We start from the raw sequence: 19,184 nt of genomic DNA, 5'->3' as shown, positions 1-19,184 counted from the left end.
GTTCGATCGGTGCCGGTGGCATGTCGCCGCCGGCGGTTGTTCAACTTATAACCCCGCATGCGTGTCTTCGCCCATTCTGTGCGAAAGCAATGCGAGGCATGTTCTGCGGATGCCTATTTTTTATGTCCCAAACTAACGAATCTTTTGCCGCCCTGTTCGAAGAGTCGATCGCCAAGTCCAATATGAAGGCTGGCGAAGTGATCTCTGCGGAAGTTGTGCGTATCGACCACAACTTCGTCGTTGTGAACGCGGGCCTGAAGTCTGAAGCTTTTGTTCCGGTCGAAGAATTCCTGAACGACCAGGGCGAGCTGGAAGTGCAAGTCGGCGACTACGTTTCGGTCGCGATCGACGCACTGGAAAACGGCTACGGCGACACCATCCTGTCGCGCGACAAGGCCAAGCGTCTGGCTTCGTGGCTGAACCTTGAGAAGGCACTGGAATCTGGCGAGATCATCTCCGGTACGGTGACTGGCAAGGTCAAGGGCGGCCTGACTGTCATGGTCAACGGTATTCGTGCATTCCTGCCGGGTTCGCTCGTCGACGTGCGTCCGATCAAGGACACCACGCCGTACGAAGGCAAGACCCTCGAATTCAAGGTCATCAAGCTGGACCGCAAGCGCAACAACGTTGTGCTGTCGCGCCGTGCCGTGGTTGAAGCCACGCTGGGCGAAGAGCGTCAGAAGCTGATGGAGACGCTCAAGGAAGGCGCGATCGTCAACGGTATCGTCAAGAACATCACCGACTACGGCGCGTTCGTGGATCTGGGTGGCATCGACGGTCTGCTGCACATCACCGACCTGGCATGGCGTCGTGTGCGTCACCCGAGCGAAGTGCTGTCGGTTGGCCAGGAAATCACCGCCAAGATCCTCAAGTTCGACCAAGAGAAGAACCGCGTTTCGCTGGGCGTCAAGCAACTGGGCGAAGATCCGTGGGTCGGCATCTCGCGCCGCTACCCGCAAGGCACCCGTCTGTTCGGCAAGGTGACCAACCTGACCGACTACGGCGCATTCGTCGAGATCGAAGCTGGTATCGAAGGCCTGGTCCACGTGTCGGAAATGGACTGGACCAACAAGAACGTGGCCCCGTCGAAGGTTGTCCAACTGGGCGACGAAGTGGAAGTCATGGTTCTGGATATCGACGAAGACAAGCGTCGTATCAGCCTGGGCATGAAGCAGTGCAAGGCCAACCCGTGGGACGATTTCGCACGCAACCAGAAGAAGGGCGACAAGCTGGCTGGCCAGATCAAGTCGATCACCGACTTCGGCGTGTTCATCGGTCTGCCGGGCGGCATTGACGGCCTGGTGCACCTGTCGGACCTGTCGTGGCAAGAGACTGGCGAAGAAGCCGTTCGCAAGTACAAGAAGGGCGACGAAGTGGAAGCTGTTGTGCTGGCCATCGACGTCGACAAGGAACGCATCTCGCTGGGTATCAAGCAACTGTCGGGCGACCCGTTCAACAACTTCATCTCGACCAATGACAAGGGTTCGATCGTGCAGGTCACGATCAAGGCCGTTGATCCGAAGGGTGCCGTGGTGCAGCTGGCTGACGACGTTGAAGGCTACCTGCGCGCCTCGGAAATCTCGAGCGACCGCGTGGAAGATGCCCGCAACGTGCTGAAGGAAGGCGAAACGATGACCGCGATGATCGTCAACATCGATCGCAAGTCGCGCAACATCAACGTCTCCATCAAGGCGAAGGACAGCGCTGACCAACAGGAAGCGATGCAGAAGTTCTCGGCGGATACCGGCGCAGCTGGTACCACGAACCTCGGCGCGCTCCTGAAGGCCAAGCTGAACGAAACCAATCAGTAAGCATCAACCGGGTCGACCCTAAAGAACGACGAGGACGCGCGCAAGATGCCCATGACCAAGTCCGAACTCGTGGAAAAGCTGGCCGCCCGCTTCCCGCAGCTGCTGCTGCGGGATGCCGATATCGCGGTCAAGACGATCCTGGATGCGATGTCCGACGCCTTGGCGGACGGCCACCGCATCGAGATCCGCGGATTCGGAAGTTTCGGTCTGAATCGTCGTCCGCCGCGTGTCGGTCGCAATCCCAAGTCGGGCGAGAAGGTGCTGGTACCCGAGAAGCGGGTGCCGCACTTCAAGGCGGGCAAGGAGTTGCGCGAACGGGTTGACCGCAGCCTGGAGCGACAAGGCGAGCCTTCTTCGGAGGGCGAGCCTGCCGTGTCGCTTGCGGCTGTAAAGGCTGTGCGACAGACTGACAGCACCCGCCAGACTGCCGGTTTTCCGGTAGACACGGTGGTGCCGCTAGCCATGTCGCGCTAAGCCTAGGTAGTACTTGGTAGTTTCAAGAACGCCCCGCTTGTCGGGGCGTTTTTTATTCCGACGATGCTTGTCTGCCGCCAAGCCCGGCGTGGCTGGCCGCCATATGAATCCGCTACAATGCGGCACAACCCGGCAATCGCGCCGTTTCCGGCTGTTCACCGCCGTCCGTTTCCGAATCCGCATGAAATTTCTCGTCTGGGTCATCCGCATTCTGTTGTTCGTGCTGCTCTTCGTGCTGGCACTGCACAACACGGCGGAAGTCTCGCTCGTGCTCCCGTTTGGCGTGGTATGGCATGCACCGTTGATCCTGATCGCCTTGGCATTCTTTGTTGCCGGCATCTTGTTGGCCATGCTGGCGATGGCACCGCGCGTGATGCGGCATCGCTTTACGGCAAGCCGCTTGCGTCGCCAGATCGGTCGCATGAAGAAGGCCGAAGAGGTGACCGAGGTGCCGACGCCCGTGGTCGCCGATTCTCCGTATCACGTTCCCGGCCCCAAGGTCTGACGCATGGATTTTGATCTCTGGTGGCTGCTGGCCATCCCCCTGGTGTTTGGCTTGGGCTGGGTGGCTGCTCGGCTTGATGCCCGCCAGTTGCGCACCGAACAATCGTCGCTGCCGCGCTCGTATTTCAAGGGGCTGAATTTCCTGCTCAACGAGCAGCCGGACAAGGCCATCGACGCTTTCATTGAAGTTGCGCGTCTCGACCCGGAGACCACGGAGCTGCACTTTGCGCTCGGTAGCCTGTTCCGCCGGCGCGGCGAAACCGAACGCGCTATCCGCGTTCACCAAAATCTCGTCAACCGTCCCGATCTACCCCCCAATGAGCGCGATCACGCGTTGTTTGAACTGGGACAGGATTTCCTGCGCGCGGGCCTGCTGGATCGCGCGGAGGAATCCCTGCGGATGCTGATGGAAGGCACATTTGCCGAGCCGGCCAAGCGCGTGCTGCTCGAGTTGTACGAAATCGAGAAGGAGTGGCGCAAGGCCATTGACGCAGCGCGCGAATTGCAAAAGCTGCAAGGCAAGGATTACGCCGTGCAGATTGCGCAGTTCTGCTGCGAGGTCGCGCAGGAAGCGCTGCAGCGCAAGGACGTGCCGACTGCCGTCGAGTGGCTGGAACGTGCCCTGCAGGAAAATCCCAAGAACGTGCGCGCTACCATCCAGTTGGGCGATGTGGCGCAAGGGCGGGGTGACGTTGAAGGCGCCATCAAGCGTTGGCGCAGCATTGAACAACAAAACACGGCGTTCTTGCCGCTGGTGGCTGAACGCCTGATGAAGGCGTACACGCAGATTGGCCGTGCCGCCGAGGGACTCGCTTGGCTGCGCTCCAAGATGGACGCACGCCTTGGCCCCGAACTGCTCGATACCGTCTACAAATACGAACTGGACGTCCACGGTATCGACGATGCCGTGGCGCTGATGCGCGACCAGATCCGTCGTCAGCCCTCGTTGATGGCGTTGACGCGGCTGGTGGAAGCCGAAGCGACACGGGCGTCTGAGGCGGTTGGCCATGAAGCGCCCGCGACGGCCGACGTCGCCGAAAGTGCGCTCGCAGACCCCGTTGAAGCGGGCAGCAATGCCGACATTCAGCGCGCGCAAGATCTCGGTGCCATTCGCGATTTGCTGCAAAGCCGTACGCGCAATCTGGCGCGCTATACCTGCCAGGAGTGTGGTTTCCGGGCGCGGTTGTTCTATTGGCAATGCCCCGGCTGCAACCGCTGGGAAACGTATGCACCGCGCCGGACCGAGACGCTCGGCGGCAGCGGCGGCGCCAGCATGTAATTCAGTCCGGCGTGGCGTGTTTGTAGCGGCCGCGCTGGCGCTTTTTTAATCTTTAAGTGTTCGTATGAAAATCACCATCATCGGTAGCGGTTATGTCGGTCTGGTCACCGGCGCTTGTCTGGCAGAGCTGGGCAACGATGTGTTCTGCCTCGACGTCGACCAGAAGAAGATCGATCTGCTCAACGCCGGCGGCGTGCCCATCTACGAACCAGGTCTGAAGGAGCTGATCGAGCGTAACCGCGCGGCCGGCCGCATCCAGTTTTCGACCGACGTGGCTGCCAGCGTGGCGCACGGCGACGTGCAGTTCATTGCTGTGGGCACGCCGCCAGATGAAGACGGTTCGGCCGACCTGAAGTACGTGCTCGCGGCCGCTCGCAACATCGCCCAGCACATGACGGGCTTTAAGGTGATCGTCGACAAATCGACGGTGCCGGTGGGAACGGGCGACAAGGTGCGCGCTGCGGTTGGTGAAGTACTGGCAACGCGCGGCAAGTCGGACGTCGGCTTCTCGGTGGTGTCGAACCCGGAGTTCCTGAAAGAAGGCGCCGCGGTGGACGATTTCATGCGCCCGGACCGCATCGTGCTCGGCACGTATGGCGATAACGACGGCCTACGCGCCAAGGCCATCATGCGCACCCTCTACGCGCCGTTCAACCGCAACCACGAACGCACGTTCTACATGGACGTGCGCTCCGCCGAGTTCACCAAGTACGCCGCCAATTCAATGCTTGCCACGCGCATCTCGTTCATGAACGAGATGGCCAATCTGGCCGACAAGGTGGGCGCGGATATCGAACTCGTTCGCCTGGGCATCGGCTCAGACCCGCGTATCGGCTACAGCTTTCTCTACGCCGGCACTGGTTACGGCGGTTCGTGCTTCCCGAAGGATGTGCAGGCGCTGGTGCGCACGGCGCAGGAGTACGGTCAGACGCTGCACGTGCTGGAAGCCGTTGAAGCGGTCAACGACAAGCAGAAGGAAGTGCTGGTCGACAAGATCGAAGACCGCATGGGCGCCGATCTGACCGGCCGCACCTTCGCCATTTGGGGCTTGGCTTTCAAGCCGAACACCGACGACATGCGCGAAGCACCGAGCCGCATCCTGATTGCTGCGCTGCTGGCGCGTGGCGCGCGGGTGCAAGTGTATGACCCGGTTGCGATGGAAGAAGCCCGCCACGCGTTGGCACTCGATCTTTCTGCCGAGCAACTGGAACGTGTGACGTTCTGTGCCGGTCAGATGGACGCGCTCAAGAATGCCGACGCGCTGGTCATCGTGACCGAGTGGAAGGCGTTCCGTAGCCCGGATTTCAACGCCGTGAAGGCCCTGTTGAAGACCCCGATGGTGTTCGACGGCCGCAACCTGTTCGAGCCGCAAGCCATGCGCGACGCGGGCTTTGAATACCAGGCCATCGGGCGCTCCACCCAATCGTAATCACCGAGACCCACCGGCCGCTGCCGGCGCCCAGACCCATGACCACGCTCGCTTCCGAACAGATCCACGCCGCCCGTATTCTCGTGGTCGGCGACATGATGCTCGACCGCTACTGGTTTGGAGACGTCGATCGGATTTCGCCGGAAGCACCGGTACCGGTCGTGCAGATCAAGCGTCAGGAAGAACGCCTGGGTGGTGCCGCCAACGTGGCGCGCAACGTGGCGGCACTGGGCGCGCAGGCCACCATGCTCGGGGTGATTGGCGACGACGAGCCGGGCCGCACCATCGAAACGCTGCTTGGCGAGAGCCACGTTACGGGTCACCTGCATCGTGACCCGGCGGTCAACACGACGATCAAGCTGCGCGTGCTGGCACGTCAGCAACAATTGATCCGCGTCGATTTTGAGAACGCACCCACGCACGAAGTGCTGATGTCGGTGCTCGATCGTTTCGCCACGCTGGTGCCGCAGCACGATGTCGTGGTGCTGTCGGACTACGGTAAGGGCGGTCTCACGCACGTCGGCAAGATGATCGAGACGGCACGCCAAGCGGGCCGGCGCGTGCTTGTCGACCCGAAGGGCGATGACTATTCGCGCTACAAGGGTGCCACCATGATTACGCCCAACCGTGCCGAGATGCGCCAGGTGGTGGGTTCATGGAAATCGGAGCAGGACCTCACCATCCGTGCACAGAACCTGCGTCGCGAGTTGCAGCTCGAGGCGCTGTTGCTCACCCGCTCGGAAGAAGGCATGACGCTCTACACGGAGCACGAGGTGCTGCACGTGTCGGCGCAGGCGCGCGAAGTGTTCGACGTCTCCGGCGCCGGCGATACCGTGATCGCCACACTGGCCACGCTGCTGGGCGCGGGCGCCAACATCAAGGAAGCCGTGCAGTACGCGAATCGCGCAGGCGGCATCGTGGTCGGCAAGCTGGGCACGGCTGTCGTCACCCACGCAGAACTCTTCAACTGATCACCTGATCAACGGATCATGACCATCATCGTCACCGGCGCGGCAGGCTTTATCGGCGCCAACATCGTCAAAGGCCTGAACGAGCGCGGCGAGACCGACATCATCGCCGTCGACAACCTCACGCGGGCCGACAAGTTCAAGAACATCGTCGACTGCCAGATCAGCGACTACCTGGACAAGACCGATTTTGTCGAACGCTTTGCCCGCGGCGAGTTCGGCAAGGTCCGCGCGATCTTCCATGAGGGCGCCTGCTCCGACACCATGGAGACCGATGGCCGCTACATGATGGACAACAATTACCGCTACTCGCTGGCGGTGATGCGCGCGTGCCTGGACCAAGGCGTGCAGTTCCTCTATGCGTCGTCGGCAGCCACATACGGCGCGTCGGAAACGTTCCGCGAAGAGCCCGAGTTCGAGCGGCCGCTCAACGTGTACGGCTATTCCAAGCTGCTGTTCGACCAGATCGTGCGCCGTGTCATGCCGACGGCGCTGTCGCAGATCGTCGGCTTCCGCTACTTCAACGTCTACGGTCCGCGCGAGCAGCACAAGGGTCGCATGGCGTCTGTGGCGTTCCACAACTTCAACCAATTCCGCGCAGAAGGTACCGTCAAGCTGTTCGGCGAGTACAACGGCTACCCGCAAGGTGGCCAAATGCGCGATTTCGTGTCCGTGGAAGATGTGGTGAAGGTCAACCTGTTCTTCTTCGACAATCCGGACAAGTCGGGCATCTTCAACCTCGGTACGGGCCGCGCGCAGCCGTTCAACGACATCGCCACGACGGTCGTGAACACGTTGCGCGCAGCGGAAGGCAAACCGGCGCTTTCCACCGAAGAACTGGCACAGGAAGGCCTGATCGAGTACGTGAAATTTCCGGATGCGTTGCGCGGCAAGTACCAGTGCTTCACGCAGGCGGACCAGTCGCGCCTGCGCGCGGCGGGCTACACGGCGCCGTTCCTGACGGTCCAGGAAGGCGTCGAACGTTACTGCGAGTGGCTGTTGAAGCAGCCGGCCTGATCGCATAGCACCTCAACAATAAGACAGCGTGTGACTTTTTGTCTGCGCGCTGCAGCATCGCCAAGATGCTCTTTAAGATGTGCCGAAACCGCCGCTCACGTGGCGGTTTTTTTGTTCCCTATACCAAGGAGAAGCACATGTTGAAGAAGTTGTTGGCCACTGCATTGATGTCGCTGTCGATGCTGTCGGTCTCGTGGGCCGCGGTAGATGTGAATACTGCAGATCATGCTGCGCTCGAGACGCTGTCCGGCATCGGTCCCAAGCGTTCCAAGTCGATCATTGAAGAGCGCACCAAGAACGGTCCGTACAAGGACGCCGCCGACTTCAAGGCTCGCGTGTCCGGCATTGGCGACAAGACGCTCGTCAAGCTGGAGAACGAAGGTTTGACGTTCGGTGCTCCGGCACCGGCGCCGGCCACAGCCAAGAAGGAGGGCAAGGACGCGAAGAAGAAATAAGTCTGCGATCATCTGCCGACAACGCCCCGCCCCGAGCGGGGCGTTTTGCCATGTGCGGGGGAGGGATTTGGGCTGCATTACAATGCTTTGATTCCCGTCCCCCACGCATCATGGCCTATCTCACCATTGAAGACACCATCGGCAACACGCCGCTGGTTCAGCTCCAGCGCATTCCCGGCGAAGGCAACGCGCGCCGCGGCAATGTCATCCTCGGCAAACTCGAGGGCAATAACCCCGCCGGTTCGGTCAAGGATCGCCCTGCGCTGTCCATGATCAAGCACGCCGAAGCGCGTGGCCGCATCAAGCCGGGCGACACGCTGATCGAATCCACGTCGGGCAACACAGGCATTGCCCTGGCCATGGCCGCCGCCGTGCGTGGCTACAAGATGGTGCTGATCATGCCGGAAGACCTGTCGGTGGAACGCCGCCAAAGCATGGCCGCTTATGGCGCGGAGATCATCCTCACCCCCGTCAAGGGCGGCATGGAATACGCACGCGATCTGGCCGATGCGATGGAAAAGGAAGGTAAGGGCGTCATCCTCGATCAGTTTGCCAACCCGGACAACCCGCTCGCGCACTACGAGACCACCGGCCCTGAACTGTGGCGCGACACCGAAGGCCGCATCACGCATTTCGTTTCGGCGATGGGCACGACGGGCACGATTACCGGTGTCTCGCGCTTCCTGAAAGAGAAGAACGCCGACATCCAGATCGTGGGCGCACAGCCGGAAGAAGGCTCACGCATCCCGGGCATCCGCAAGTGGCCCGAGGCGTACATGCCGAAGATCTACGATCCGAAGTACATCGATCGCACCGAGCCGGTAAGTCAGTCCGATGCCGAGCACATGGCGCGTCGCATGGCTCGCGAAGAAGGCATCTTCTGTGGAATATCTGCGGCGGGTGCCTTGTGCGTGGCGCTGCGCGTGGCCGAGGAAGTCGAAAACGCGACGATCGCTTTCGTGGTGTGCGACCGAGGCGATCGCTACTTGTCGACGGGTGTCTTTCCCGCCTGACGACACGCCGCGTCGCCATGAAAAAAGCGCAGCCGAAGCTGCGCTTTTTTTTGCGTGGGCGACGGATCACCCCTGCATCGCCTGCCGTACGGCCTGGCCCAGCTCATACACCGCGGCCGCGTAGAAGAAGCTGCGGTTGTAGCGCGTGAGCACGTAGAAGTTACGCAGGCCGACGCGGTATTCGGTTGGCTGCCCAGGCGTGGGCAGATCGATCATCAGCACTTCGGTTTCCTGCTCACGGGCGGCATCGACGCCCGGAGCCAGGGCCAGACCAGCGCGTGTGAGCCTGGACAACGTCATGCCAGGATACGGCTGGCCGTCTGCGGCCGCTGCCGCAATGCCCTGGCTGTCGGTATCGCCGGCAATGTTCCACATCACAGGGCGGTTCGGCTCCCAGCCGTGCATCTGCAGGAAGCGCGCGACGCTGCCGATGGCATCCACCGCACTGTTGCGCAGGTCGATATGGCCGTCGCGGTCGTAATCGACGGCGTATTCGCGGATGCTGGTCGGCATGAATTGCGGAATGCCGACTGCCCCCGCATATGAGCCAAGGATCGAGAACGCATCCGCGCCCGTGTCGCGGCACCAGAGCAGGAAGTCCTTGAGTTGGTTGCGGAACATCGTGCTGCGGTCTTCGCGGTTGGGCGTGTCGGGATAGTCGAAGGCCAGCGTGGACAACGCGTCCATCACGCGGAAATTGCCCATGTCTCGGCCGTAGATCGTCTCGACGCCCAGGATGCCCACGATCACGTCGGCTGGCACGCCGAATTCGTTCTCGGCGCGGCGCAGTGTGTCGCCGTATTGCTGCCAGAACCGCACGCCTGCGCCAATGCGGATCGGCTCGATGAAGCGGCCGCGATAGGCCGTCCAACTGCGACGCGCGGGCGTGGCCGGAGGCAGGATCAGGCGCGCCACCGTTGCGGAATAGGCCGTGCCCGCGAACAGCGTATCGAGCGATGTCCGGTCAAAGTTGTACTGCGCGACCAGCATGCCGATAAAGGCCTGCGTTTGTGGGTTGTTGCGATAACGATCGGGGTCGATCTCTTCTTCATGCACCGCTACGCGGCGCTTGGGCGACTTGGCAGCTTTCTTGGCAGCCAGCGAGAGCGCCGGGAAAGAGAGCGCGGAGAGCGCTGCGCCAGCCACCAGGGCGCGCAATATGGGACGACGGGAAGAAGGCGATTGGCTCATGGGCAGGCTTCATACGGGATCGGGGCATTGTAGCGGATGCCTCTGCTGGATCGCCCAGGGTGCGCGGCGTTGTCGCGCAGCCGTGCTAACGTAGCGGCTGGAGACACTGAAGCACACCGGATCACAACAACATGGCGACCGGCCTCTACACGCATCCCGAATTCCTCCGGCACGAGATGGGACCGCACCATCCCGAATGCCCGGACCGCCTGCGCGCGATCGAAGACCAGCTCATCGCCAGCCGCATCGACGACCTGCTCGTTCCCTGCGAGGCGCCGCCCGCCACCGAGGCGCAGCTGTGTCGCGTCCATCGCACCGAATACGTGCGCGAGTTGGTGGCCAGCGTGCCGATTGCCGGCTATATGCCGATCGATCCCGACACCTCGATGAACCCGCACACTTATATGGCCGCAGTACTGGCCGCAGGTGCCGCGGTGGACGCCACCGACAAGGTTATCGCCGGCGAGCTGGAGAACGCATTCTGCAGCGTGCGCCCACCTGGTCATCATGCGGAACCGGGCCGTGCGATGGGGTTCTGCTTCTTCAACAACGTGGCTGTGGCCGCGCGTCATGCGCTGGACCATCACGGCTTGCAACGCGTGGCGATCGTCGACTTTGACGTGCACCACGGCAACGGCACTGAAGCGGCGTTCATCGATGAGCCGCGCGTGTTGATGTGCAGCATCTTCCAGCACCCGTTCTATCCGTATTCCGGCACGGAGGCGGTGGCGGCCAATATGGTGAACATCCCGCTGCCGGCCTACACGAACGGTTTGACCGTACGCGAAGTGGTGGAGACCATTTGGGTGCCTCGCTTAGATGCGTTCCAGCCCGAAATGCTGTTCATCTCCGCCGGTTTCGATGCGCACCGCGAAGACGATCTCGGACAGATGGGCCTGGTCGAGGCCGACTACGCGTGGATCACGAAGCAACTCATGCAAGTGGCCCGCACGCACGCCAAGGGCCGCATTGTCAGTTGCCTCGAGGGCGGCTACAACCTCAGCGCGCTGGGCCGCAGCGTGGTGGCACATGTCAAGGCGCTGGCTGAGCTTTGAGCACTCAACGATGACGAATCGTCGATGACATTCGAAAAAGTAATAAAGACATCGTTAAAGAATCGTTCCTCGCATGTAGGGCCTGCCTTACACTAGCGCCTCATTCAAACAAAAAAGAGACGGCAACGGCCTAGGCACAGGGCGGTTGCCGTTTTTGTCTGTACGCATGATCGAACTCAAGGGGATATCGCAGCACTTCCGGGGGGCGGGCGGCCATGACGTCCACGCGCTGCGCGAGGTGGACCTCACCATCGACCGGGGAGAAATCTTCGGCATCATCGGCCGCAGTGGTGCGGGCAAGAGCACGCTGGTCCGCGTCATCAATCTCCTGAACCGCCCAACGTCTGGCACTGTCACCGTGGCGGGGCAGGAACTCACCGCACTCAATGCCGACGGCCTGCGCCAAGCGCGCCGCAAGATCGGCATGATCTTCCAGCACTTCAACTTGCTGTCGTCACGCACCGTGTACGACAACGTGGCCCTGCCGCTGGAGTTGGCCGGTACGTCGCGTGAACGCATACGCGAGATCGTGTTGCCGCTGCTGGAACTGGTGGGCCTGTCTGCGCATAAGGACCGCTACCCCGCGCAGATTTCTGGTGGCCAGAAGCAGCGCGTTGGCATCGCCCGCGCGCTGGCCAGCCAGCCGGATGTGCTGCTCTCTGACGAGGCGACCTCCGCGCTGGACCCGGAGACGACGCGCTCGATTCTTGACCTGCTGCGCAAGATCAACCGCGAACTGGGTCTGACCATCGTGCTGATTACGCACCAGATGGAAGTCATCAAGCAGGTGTGCGACCGTGTGGCGGTGCTCGACGCTGGCCTGGTGGTGGAACTGGGCCGCGTGATCGACGTGTTCCTGAAGCCCGAGCATGACGTGACGCGCGCTCTCATCGGCGAGGTGATCTCGCAGGAATTGCCGGCCTCCGTTCTGGCGCGCGTGGAAAGCCGTCTCACCGCACGTGAGCACGGTGGTCGTGATCATCTGTTCCGCCTCGCCTTTACCGGCGCAGGCGTAGACCAGCCGGTGCTGGCGCAGGCGATCCGCAACTACGGGCTCGACTTCAACATCCTGCACGGCCATATCGACGAAATTCAGGGCCAGGCCTTTGGCTCGCTGGCGATCCTGGCGTCGGGCGAAACCGCCGACATCAATAACGCGATGAACTTCCTGCGCGAGCAAGGCGTGGTGGTCGAGGAGATCAATCATGTGGTCTGACCTGACCGATCTGTTCCTGCCGGCCTTCTGGGAAACGCTCGCCATGGTGGGCGTGTCGGGCGGCATTGGCGCGCTGTTTGGCGTGCCGCTGGGCGTGCTGCTGTATCTGACGACTTCGGGCGGCGTGCTGTCGGCACCGGTGTTCAACCGCGTGGCAGGCCTTGTCGTCAACGCCGTGCGCTCGGTGCCGTTCATCATCCTGCTGGTCGCGGTGATTCCGTTCACACGCTTGTTGGCGGGCTCGTCCATCGGCACCGCCGCGGCCATCGTGCCGCTGACGATTGCTGCGATTCCCTTTGTTGCACGCCTGGTTGAGACCGCGTTGCGCGAAGTGGACCGCGGCCTGATCGAGGCCGCCCAATCGATGGGTGCGACGACGGGTCAACTCGTCTACAAGGTGCTGTTGCCCGAGGCGATGCCGGGCATTCTCGCCGGCCTGACGATCACCTTCGTCAGTCTTGTCGGCTACTCGGCCATGGCCGGCACCATCGGCGGCGGCGGCCTGGGCGATCTGGGCATTCGCTACGGCTATCAACGCTACGAATCGGACATCATGTTGGCGGTTGTCGTCATCCTGATCGTTTTTGTGCAGGCAGTGCAATCGACGGGCGATTGGCTCGTGCGCCGCCTGAGCCACCGTTAATCACCCAATCGACAGACACAACGAGGAAACACAATGAATCGCCGTCAACTGCTGCAATGGTCCGCGAGCCTTGGTGCCGCACTGGCGTTGGTCTCAGGCAGCGCCCTGGCGCAGAGCAAGCCGATCAAGATCGGCGTGACCGCCGGCCCGCACGCAGAGATCATGGAAGAAGTGAAGAAGGTCGCCGAGAAGGACGGCCTGAAGCTCCAGATCGTCGAGTTCAACGATTACATCCAGCCGAACGCGGCCCTCGCTGCCGGCGATCTGGACGCCAACAGCTATCAGCACCAGCCGTATCTGGACGACCAGATTGCCACGCGCGGCTACAAGTTCGTAAGCGTTGGCCAGACCATCACCTTCCCGATGGGTATCTACTCGAAGAAGATCAAGTCGCTGAAGGAGCTGAAGGACGGTGCGCGCTTCGGCCTGCCGAACGATCCGACCAACGGAGGCCGCGCGCTCCTGCTGCTGCAATCGCAAGGCGTGATCAAGCTCAAGCCGAACGCCGGTTTCAAGGCCTCGCCCCGCGACGTGGCCGAGAACCCGAAGAAGCTGAAGTTTGTCGAGTTGGATGCCGCGCAACTGCCGCGCTCGCTGGATGATCTGGATGCCGCCGCCATCAACGGCAACTACGCCGAGAAGGCCAACCTGGACCCGACCAAGGACGGCATTGCCATCGAAAGCCCGAAAGGCCCGTATGCCAACGTGATCGCCATCCGCGCTGTCGACAAGGACCAACCCTGGGTCGCCAAGCTGGTGAAGGCGTATCATTCGGACGCCGTGAAGTCCTTCGTCAAGACGAAGTACAAAGATGCGGTGATTGTGGCCTGGTAATCACTTTGTGATTTCTCGGTGACCCGGTAGAGGGTTCTACCGAACAGATTGCCGGACGTTTGACTGGCGTCCGGCAAATTTTCGCGGTTAAAATAGCACGACCGTTCGGAAAAATTACGCGAGCGACCAGCCCCCCTTATAATGGCCGGCGTTTTGCAAAATCGTCTTATCAATTAGTGGAGTGAGCGCATGAAAGTCCTGGTCGCAGTCAAGCGCGTGATCGATTACAACGTCAAGGTTCGCGTGAAGACGGACGGCAGCGGTGTCGATCTGGCCAACGTCAAGATGAGCATGAACCCGTTCGACGAGATCGCCGTGGAAGAGGCGGTTCGCCTGAAGGAAGCGGGCATTGCTACTGAAGTGATCGCCGTCTCGTGCGGCGTGACGCAGTGCCAGGAAACCCTGCGCACCGCCATGGCCATCGGCGCCGATCGTGGCATTCTGGTCGAGACTGCCGAAGAGCTGCAGCCGCTGGCCGTCGCCAAGCTGCTCAAGGCGCTGGTCGACAAGGAACAGCCGCAGCTGATCATCCTCGGCAAGCAGGCGATTGACGACGACGCCAACCAGACCGGCCAGATGCTGGCTGCGCTGGCCGGCCTGCCGCAAGCCACGTTTGCCTCGAAGGTGCAGATTGCCGACGGCAAGGCTTCGGTCACGCGCGAAGTGGACGGCGGCCTGGAAACCCTGTCGGTCAAGCTGCCGGCCGTGGTCACCACCGACCTGCGCCTGAACGAGCCGCGCTACGTGACGCTGCCGAACATCATGAAGGCAAAGAAGAAGCAGCTCGACACAGTCAAGCCGGAAGACCTGGGCGTGGACGTTGCACCGCGCCTGAAGACGCTGAAGGTGGTTGAGCCCGCCAAGCGCAGCGCCGGCGTGATGGTGCCCGATGTGGCCACGCTGGTCGCCAAGCTCAAGACCGAAGCCAAGGTGCTGTAAGCGGTCATCCGCTATTTGCACGCAACTTCAAGCACACCGAACAGGCAGATCAAGATGACCGCACTCGTTATTGCTGAACACGACAACCAATCCATCAAGGCCGCGACGCTGAACACCGTGACGGCAGCCGCCCAATGCGGCGGTGACGTCCACGTGCTGGTAGCCGGCGCTGGCTGCGGCGCCGCTGCACAAGCCGCTGCGCAGATCGCCGGCGTAGCCAAGGTGCTGGTGGCCGACGCGCCCCAGTTTGCTGATGGCCTGGCCGAAAACGTCGCCGAGCAGGCCCTGGCCATCGCCGGCAACTACAGCCACATCCTGGCGCCCGCCACCGCTTACGGCAAAAATATCCTGCCGCGCGTGGCCGCCAAGCTCGACGTGGCCCAACTGTCCGACATCACCAAGGTCGACAGCCCCGACACGTTTGAGCGCCCGATCTATGCCGGCAACGCGATTGCCACCGTGCAATCGGCCGACAAGGTGAAGGTGATCACCGTGCGCGGCACGGCATTCGACCCCGCTGCCGCCACCGGTGGCTCCGCCGCAACCGAAAGCCTGACCGCCGTGGCTGACGCCGGCATCTCGCAATTCGTCTCGCGCGAAGTGACGAAGAGCGATCGCCCGGAACTGACCGCTGCCAAGATCATCGTGTCGGGCGGTCGTGGCGTGGGCTCCGGTGAGAACTACACCAAGGTGCTGACGCCGCTGGCGGACAAGCTGGGCGCTGCGCTGGGTGCCTCGCGTGCCGCAGTGGACGCCGGCTTCGTGCCGAACGACTACCAGGTCGGCCAGACCGGCAAGATCGTCGCGCCTCAGCTGTACATCGCCGTCGGTATCTCGGGCGCGATCCAGCACTTGGCTGGCATGAAGGATTCCAAGGTGATCGTTGCGATCAACAAGGATCCGGAAGCGCCGATCTTCCAGGTGGCGGACTACGGCCTCGTGGGCGACCTGAACGCCGTCGTGCCGGAGCTGGTGACCGCACTGGGCTGATTGCAACGCGCTGCGCGCATCAAGAGAAGCGCGCAGCAATGCCCGACGCAAAGCCGTTTCCGACCTGTTTGGAAACGGCTTTTTTTGTACGCGAGCGCCATCAGGAGAGTGCGTCACGCACTCGATGAGGCACTGTCCTGATCGCGCTTAACAAGAGTTGGAGAGAGACATGACCTATCAAGCCCCAGTCAAGGACATGCTGTTCGTGATGAACGAGCTGGCCGGCCTGGACAACGTCGCCAAGCTGCCCGGCTTTGAAGACGCCACCGCCGATACGGCCCAGGCCGTGCTGGAAGAAAGCGCGCGCTTCACCGGTGAAGTGGTTGCGCCGCTCAATGTGGAAGGCGACCGCAACCCGAGTAGCTGGAAAGACGGCGTCGTCACGGCCACCGCGGGTTTCAAGGAGGCCTTCGCCCAGTTCGGCCAAGGCGGCTGGCAGGGCGTGCAGCACCCGTTGGAATACGGCGGCCAGGGCTTGCCCAAGCTGATCGCCACGGCGTGTATCGAAATGCTGAATGCGGCGAATTTGTCGTTCGCACTTTGCCCGCTCCTGACGGATGGTGCCATCGAGGCGTTGTTGACGGCCGGCACCGAAGAGCAGAAACAGCTTTTCGTCCCCAAGCTTATCTCGGGCGAATGGACAGGCACGATGAACCTGACCGAGCCGCAGGCCGGGTCCGACCTGGCACTCGTACGCACGCGCGCCGAGCCGGTAGGCGACGGCACGTTCAAGATTTTCGGCACGAAGATCTTCATCACCTGGGGCGAGCACGACATGGCCGAGAACATCGTCCACCTTGTGCTGGCGCGTACGCCTGGCGCGCCCGAAGGCGTGAAGGGGATTTCGCTTTTCGTGGTGCCGAAGTTCATGGTCAATGAAGACGGTTCGCTGGGCGCGCGCAACGATGCGCATTGCGTGTCGATCGAACACAAACTCGGCATTAAGGCGAGCCCGACGGCCGTGCTGCAATTTGGCGATAACGGCGGGGCGATCGGTACGCTCGTCGGCGAAGAAAATCGCGGCCTGGAATACATGTTCATCATGATGAACGCGGCGCGTTATGCGGTGGGCATGCAAGGCATCGGCGTGTCGGAACGCGCGTATCAGAAGGCCGTCGCCTATGCGCGCGAGCGCGTGCAGAGCCGCCCGGTAGATGGCTCTGCTGCCAAGGCCGTGCCCATCATTCACCACCCCGACGTCAAGCGCATGCTGCTGACGATGCGTGCCATGACCGAAGGCGCTCGCGCGCTGGCCTACGTGGCCGCTGCAGCGTGCGATGCGGGCCATCACGCTGCCGATGATGCTGCACGCAAGCAGAACGCAGCGCTGTACGAATTCCTGGTGCCGATCGTGAAGGGTTGGAGCACCGAGATGTCGATCGACGTGACAAGCCTTGGTGTCCAGGTGCATGGCGGCATGGGCTTCATCGAAGAGACGGGCGCTGCGCAGTATTACCGCGATGCGCGCATTCTCCCGATCTACGAAGGCACCACCGCCATCCAGGCCAACGATCTGATCGGCCGCAAGACGGTGCGTGACGGTGGTGCGGTGGCACTCGGTATTTGCGCGGAAATCGCCAAGGTGGAAGCGGCGCTTGCGGCCAAGGGCGGTGCGCATTGCGAGGCGATGCGTACGCGACTGGCTGCTGGCCGCGAGGCAATGGAATCGGTGGTGCGTTTTGTGGTGGCCCAGACCAAGACGCAGCCGAACGCCGTGTTCGCCGGCAGTGTGCCTTACTTGCGCCTATGCGGGATCGTGCTGTCGGGTTGGCAGATGGCGCGCGCGCTGCTGGTGGCCCTCGACCGCGAGAGCGAAGACCCGAACTTCTATGGCGCGAAGATCGCCACCGCGCGCGTGTTCGCTGACGTGTTGCTCACGCAGGCACCCGGTATTGCGCAGAGCGTGCTGACGGGCGGCGAGACGATCGGCGCGATGCCTGAAGTGCAGTTCTAAGCGGCATCAGCGGAACAAAAAAGGGAGGCTTCGGCCTCCCTTTTTATTGCATGCAGCGTAGGTGATCAGGCCAGCGCAGGCTTGGTTGCCGGCATCGGCGTGCCGCCCAGGTAGCGATACACCGACAGGTCATCCGAGCGGATGGCAGGCGAGCGGCCGGACACCAGATCCGACAGCAGCTTGCCCGAGCCGCATGCCATGGTCCAACCCAACGTGCCGTGGCCCGTGTTGAGCCACAGGCCGCGCACGGGCGTCTGGCCGACGATGGGCGTGCCGTCCGGCGTCATCGGGCGCAGGCCGGTCCAGAACGAGGCGCGCGACACATCCCCGGCACCCGGGAACAGATCATTGACCACGAACTCCAGCGTCTTGCGCTTGCCCGGGTCCAGGCGCTTGTCATAGCCGACGATCTGCGCCATGCCGCCCACGCGGATGCGGTCGTCAAAGCGCGTCACGGCCACTTTGTAGGTCTCGTCCAGGATGGTGGACGCAGGGCTCTTCGCCGCGTCGGTCATCGGTACGGTGATCGAGAAACCCTTGAGCGGGTAGACCGGCACGTTCACCAGATTCTTCAGGAACGGCGTGCTGTAGCTGCCCAGTGCCACGACCACGAGATCGGCGTCGATCGGCTGGCCGTCGACCAGCGCGCCGCGTACGGCGTCGTTCTTGAAGATGAGGCTGTTGATCGTGCTGTTGAAACGGAAGCGCACGCCGAGCCCTTCCGCCATCGCGGCGAGGCGCGTGGTGAAGAGTTGGCAATCGCCTGTTTCGTCATTGGGCAGGCGCAAGCCACCGGCCAGCTTGTGGCGGGTCGAGGCCAGGCCTGGTTCACTGCGCACGAGGTCTTCGCGTGAAAGCAGTTCGTAGGGCACACCAGCACGCTCGAGCACGGCGATGTCGTTCGCGGCGCCGTCGAGCTGTTGCTGGGTGCGGAAGATTTGCAGCGTGCCTTGCTGGCGGCCTTCGTAGGCGATGCCGGTGTCGGCGCGCAGGTCGCGGATGCAGTCTCGGCTGTATTCGGCCAGGCGGACCATGCGCTCCTTGTTTTGCGCATAGCTGGCGGCGTCGCAGTTGCGCAGCATCTGCCACATCCACTTGAGTTGGAAGAGCGTGCCGTCGGGGCGGATGGAGAGCGGCGCGTGCTGCTGGAACATCCACTTGATGGCTTTGAGCGGCACGCCCGGGGCGGCCCACGGCGACGCGTAGCCCGGCGAGATCTGGCCAGCATTGGCAAAGCTCGTCTCCAGCGCCGGACCGGCTTCCCGGTCGACGACGGTGACTTCATGGCCCGCGCGGGCCAGGTAATAGGCGCTGGTCACGCCAATCACGCCGCTGCCAAGAACGAGCACGCGCATGGTGATACTCCCCAGAGATGCATTTGCGATAGATGTCGCTATCGTATTCGTACAAGA

The 19,184-nt window shown here is 62.3% G+C and carries 18 protein-coding genes; 16 read left to right on the top strand and 2 right to left on the bottom strand.

Translation table 11 applies throughout. From position 1 onward, the window contains the following. Nucleotides 1-122: 122 nt before the first annotated feature. The 9 genes from rpsA to cysM all read left to right on the top strand — a co-directional run bounded on the left by rpsA (nt 123) and on the right by cysM (nt 8,950). The gene (gene rpsA, locus DOD19_RS10675) at nt 123-1,811 is read left to right on the top strand and encodes a 30S ribosomal protein S1 (RefSeq protein WP_004629196.1); all 1,689 of its coding nucleotides are present in this window, start codon (nt 123-125) and stop codon (nt 1,809-1,811) included. A gap of 45 nt (nt 1,812-1,856) precedes the next feature. Next, nucleotides 1,857-2,285, top strand: coding sequence for an integration host factor subunit beta (locus DOD19_RS10670; protein WP_024976266.1), 429 nt, complete (start codon nt 1,857-1,859; stop codon nt 2,283-2,285). 181 nt (nt 2,286-2,466) lie between these two features. Then, the gene (locus tag DOD19_RS10665) at nt 2,467-2,790 is read left to right on the top strand and encodes a lipopolysaccharide assembly protein LapA domain-containing protein (protein ID WP_004629192.1); all 324 of its coding nucleotides are present in this window, start codon (nt 2,467-2,469) and stop codon (nt 2,788-2,790) included. 3 nt (nt 2,791-2,793) lie between these two features. After that, on the top strand, nt 2,794-4,068 hold the full coding sequence (gene lapB / locus DOD19_RS10660; protein ID WP_112185404.1) for a lipopolysaccharide assembly protein LapB: 1,275 nt from the start codon (nt 2,794-2,796) through the stop codon (nt 4,066-4,068). Between the two features lie 64 nt (nt 4,069-4,132). Further along, a complete protein-coding gene (locus DOD19_RS10655) occupies nt 4,133-5,497 on the top strand; it encodes a UDP-glucose/GDP-mannose dehydrogenase family protein (protein WP_024976264.1) in 1,365 nt (454 codons plus the stop codon). A gap of 38 nt (nt 5,498-5,535) precedes the next feature. Then, nucleotides 5,536-6,468, top strand: coding sequence for a D-glycero-beta-D-manno-heptose-7-phosphate kinase (gene rfaE1 / locus DOD19_RS10650; RefSeq protein WP_112185403.1), 933 nt, complete (start codon nt 5,536-5,538; stop codon nt 6,466-6,468). 18 nt (nt 6,469-6,486) lie between these two features. Further along, nucleotides 6,487-7,482 carry an ADP-glyceromanno-heptose 6-epimerase gene (rfaD, locus tag DOD19_RS10645; protein WP_024976262.1) on the top strand — a complete coding sequence of 332 codons (996 nt, stop codon included), beginning with the start codon at nt 6,487-6,489 and terminating at the stop codon, nt 7,480-7,482. A gap of 137 nt (nt 7,483-7,619) precedes the next feature. Then, the gene (locus tag DOD19_RS10640) at nt 7,620-7,937 is read left to right on the top strand and encodes a helix-hairpin-helix domain-containing protein (protein ID WP_112185401.1); all 318 of its coding nucleotides are present in this window, start codon (nt 7,620-7,622) and stop codon (nt 7,935-7,937) included. 110 nt (nt 7,938-8,047) lie between these two features. Then, nucleotides 8,048-8,950 carry a cysteine synthase CysM gene (gene cysM / locus DOD19_RS10635; RefSeq protein ID WP_024976260.1) on the top strand — a complete coding sequence of 301 codons (903 nt, stop codon included), beginning with the start codon at nt 8,048-8,050 and terminating at the stop codon, nt 8,948-8,950. Between the two features lie 66 nt (nt 8,951-9,016). Here cysM and mltB read toward each other — a convergent pair whose 3' ends face one another. Further along, complete coding sequence (gene mltB, locus DOD19_RS10630; RefSeq protein ID WP_112185399.1) at nt 9,017-10,141, bottom strand: lytic murein transglycosylase B; 1,125 nt, start codon at nt 10,139-10,141, stop codon at nt 9,017-9,019. Nucleotides 10,142-10,272: 131 nt separating this feature from the next. On the opposite strand from mltB, the gene DOD19_RS10625 reads away from it, so the two are divergent. From DOD19_RS10625 to DOD19_RS10595, 7 genes are all read left to right on the top strand, one after another. Then, a complete protein-coding gene (locus DOD19_RS10625) occupies nt 10,273-11,196 on the top strand; it encodes a histone deacetylase family protein (RefSeq protein ID WP_112185397.1) in 924 nt (307 codons plus the stop codon). A 166-nt stretch (nt 11,197-11,362) separates the two neighbouring features. Then, a complete protein-coding gene (locus tag DOD19_RS10620; protein WP_024976257.1) occupies nt 11,363-12,412 on the top strand; it encodes a methionine ABC transporter ATP-binding protein in 1,050 nt (349 codons plus the stop codon). Next, on the top strand, nt 12,402-13,055 hold the full coding sequence (locus DOD19_RS10615; protein ID WP_012761567.1) for a methionine ABC transporter permease: 654 nt from the start codon (nt 12,402-12,404) through the stop codon (nt 13,053-13,055). Before DOD19_RS10620 ends, DOD19_RS10615 begins: the two co-directional genes overlap by 11 nt. 33 nt (nt 13,056-13,088) lie before the next feature. Then, nucleotides 13,089-13,889: a MetQ/NlpA family ABC transporter substrate-binding protein gene (locus DOD19_RS10610; RefSeq protein ID WP_024976255.1), complete on the top strand. Its 801-nt coding sequence runs from the start codon at nt 13,089-13,091 to the stop codon at nt 13,887-13,889. 189 nt (nt 13,890-14,078) lie between these two features. After that, entirely contained in the window at nt 14,079-14,828 is a 750-nt protein-coding gene (locus DOD19_RS10605) for an electron transfer flavoprotein subunit beta/FixA family protein (RefSeq protein ID WP_112185395.1), read from the top strand. A 54-nt stretch (nt 14,829-14,882) separates the two neighbouring features. Then, on the top strand, nt 14,883-15,818 hold the full coding sequence (locus DOD19_RS10600; protein ID WP_112185393.1) for an FAD-binding protein: 936 nt from the start codon (nt 14,883-14,885) through the stop codon (nt 15,816-15,818). 169 nt (nt 15,819-15,987) lie between these two features. Beyond that, nucleotides 15,988-17,772 carry an acyl-CoA dehydrogenase gene (locus tag DOD19_RS10595; RefSeq protein ID WP_112185391.1) on the top strand — a complete coding sequence of 595 codons (1,785 nt, stop codon included), beginning with the start codon at nt 15,988-15,990 and terminating at the stop codon, nt 17,770-17,772. A 65-nt stretch (nt 17,773-17,837) separates the two neighbouring features. Here DOD19_RS10595 and DOD19_RS10590 read toward each other — a convergent pair whose 3' ends face one another. Continuing rightward, nucleotides 17,838-19,127 carry a D-amino acid dehydrogenase gene (locus tag DOD19_RS10590; RefSeq protein ID WP_112185390.1) on the bottom strand — a complete coding sequence of 430 codons (1,290 nt, stop codon included), beginning with the start codon at nt 19,125-19,127 and terminating at the stop codon, nt 17,838-17,840. Nucleotides 19,128-19,184: the final 57 nt, after the last annotated feature.

Origin of the sequence: Ralstonia sp. GX3-BWBA, from assembly GCF_003290055.1 — a bacterium.
GTDB classification, from domain to species: Bacteria; Pseudomonadota; Gammaproteobacteria; order Burkholderiales; family Burkholderiaceae; genus Ralstonia; species Ralstonia holmesii.
Note: the sequence above shows the minus strand (reverse complement) of the source record. Positions and strands in the feature narration are given on the sequence as shown.

Excerpts from the sequence above, each read along its gene's own strand:
- rpsA (WP_004629196.1), top strand. The coding sequence starts at position 123 with ATGTCCCAAACTAACGAATCTTTTGCCGCCCTGTTCGAAGAGTCGATC.
- DOD19_RS10670 (WP_024976266.1), top strand. The coding sequence starts at position 1,857 with ATGCCCATGACCAAGTCCGAACTCGTGGAAAAGCTGGCCGCCCGCTTC.
- DOD19_RS10665 (WP_004629192.1), top strand. The coding sequence starts at position 2,467 with ATGAAATTTCTCGTCTGGGTCATCCGCATTCTGTTGTTCGTGCTGCTC.
- lapB (WP_112185404.1), top strand. The coding sequence starts at position 2,794 with ATGGATTTTGATCTCTGGTGGCTGCTGGCCATCCCCCTGGTGTTTGGC.
- DOD19_RS10655 (WP_024976264.1), top strand. The coding sequence starts at position 4,133 with ATGAAAATCACCATCATCGGTAGCGGTTATGTCGGTCTGGTCACCGGC.
- rfaE1 (WP_112185403.1), top strand. The coding sequence starts at position 5,536 with ATGACCACGCTCGCTTCCGAACAGATCCACGCCGCCCGTATTCTCGTG.
- rfaD (WP_024976262.1), top strand. The coding sequence starts at position 6,487 with ATGACCATCATCGTCACCGGCGCGGCAGGCTTTATCGGCGCCAACATC.
- DOD19_RS10640 (WP_112185401.1), top strand. The coding sequence starts at position 7,620 with ATGTTGAAGAAGTTGTTGGCCACTGCATTGATGTCGCTGTCGATGCTG.
- cysM (WP_024976260.1), top strand. The coding sequence starts at position 8,048 with ATGGCCTATCTCACCATTGAAGACACCATCGGCAACACGCCGCTGGTT.
- mltB (WP_112185399.1), bottom strand. The coding sequence starts at position 10,141 with ATGAGCCAATCGCCTTCTTCCCGTCGTCCCATATTGCGCGCCCTGGTG.
- DOD19_RS10625 (WP_112185397.1), top strand. The coding sequence starts at position 10,273 with ATGGCGACCGGCCTCTACACGCATCCCGAATTCCTCCGGCACGAGATG.
- DOD19_RS10620 (WP_024976257.1), top strand. The coding sequence starts at position 11,363 with ATGATCGAACTCAAGGGGATATCGCAGCACTTCCGGGGGGCGGGCGGC.
- DOD19_RS10615 (WP_012761567.1), top strand. The coding sequence starts at position 12,402 with ATGTGGTCTGACCTGACCGATCTGTTCCTGCCGGCCTTCTGGGAAACG.
- DOD19_RS10610 (WP_024976255.1), top strand. The coding sequence starts at position 13,089 with ATGAATCGCCGTCAACTGCTGCAATGGTCCGCGAGCCTTGGTGCCGCA.
- DOD19_RS10605 (WP_112185395.1), top strand. The coding sequence starts at position 14,079 with ATGAAAGTCCTGGTCGCAGTCAAGCGCGTGATCGATTACAACGTCAAG.
- DOD19_RS10600 (WP_112185393.1), top strand. The coding sequence starts at position 14,883 with ATGACCGCACTCGTTATTGCTGAACACGACAACCAATCCATCAAGGCC.
- DOD19_RS10595 (WP_112185391.1), top strand. The coding sequence starts at position 15,988 with ATGACCTATCAAGCCCCAGTCAAGGACATGCTGTTCGTGATGAACGAG.
- DOD19_RS10590 (WP_112185390.1), bottom strand. The coding sequence starts at position 19,127 with ATGCGCGTGCTCGTTCTTGGCAGCGGCGTGATTGGCGTGACCAGCGCC.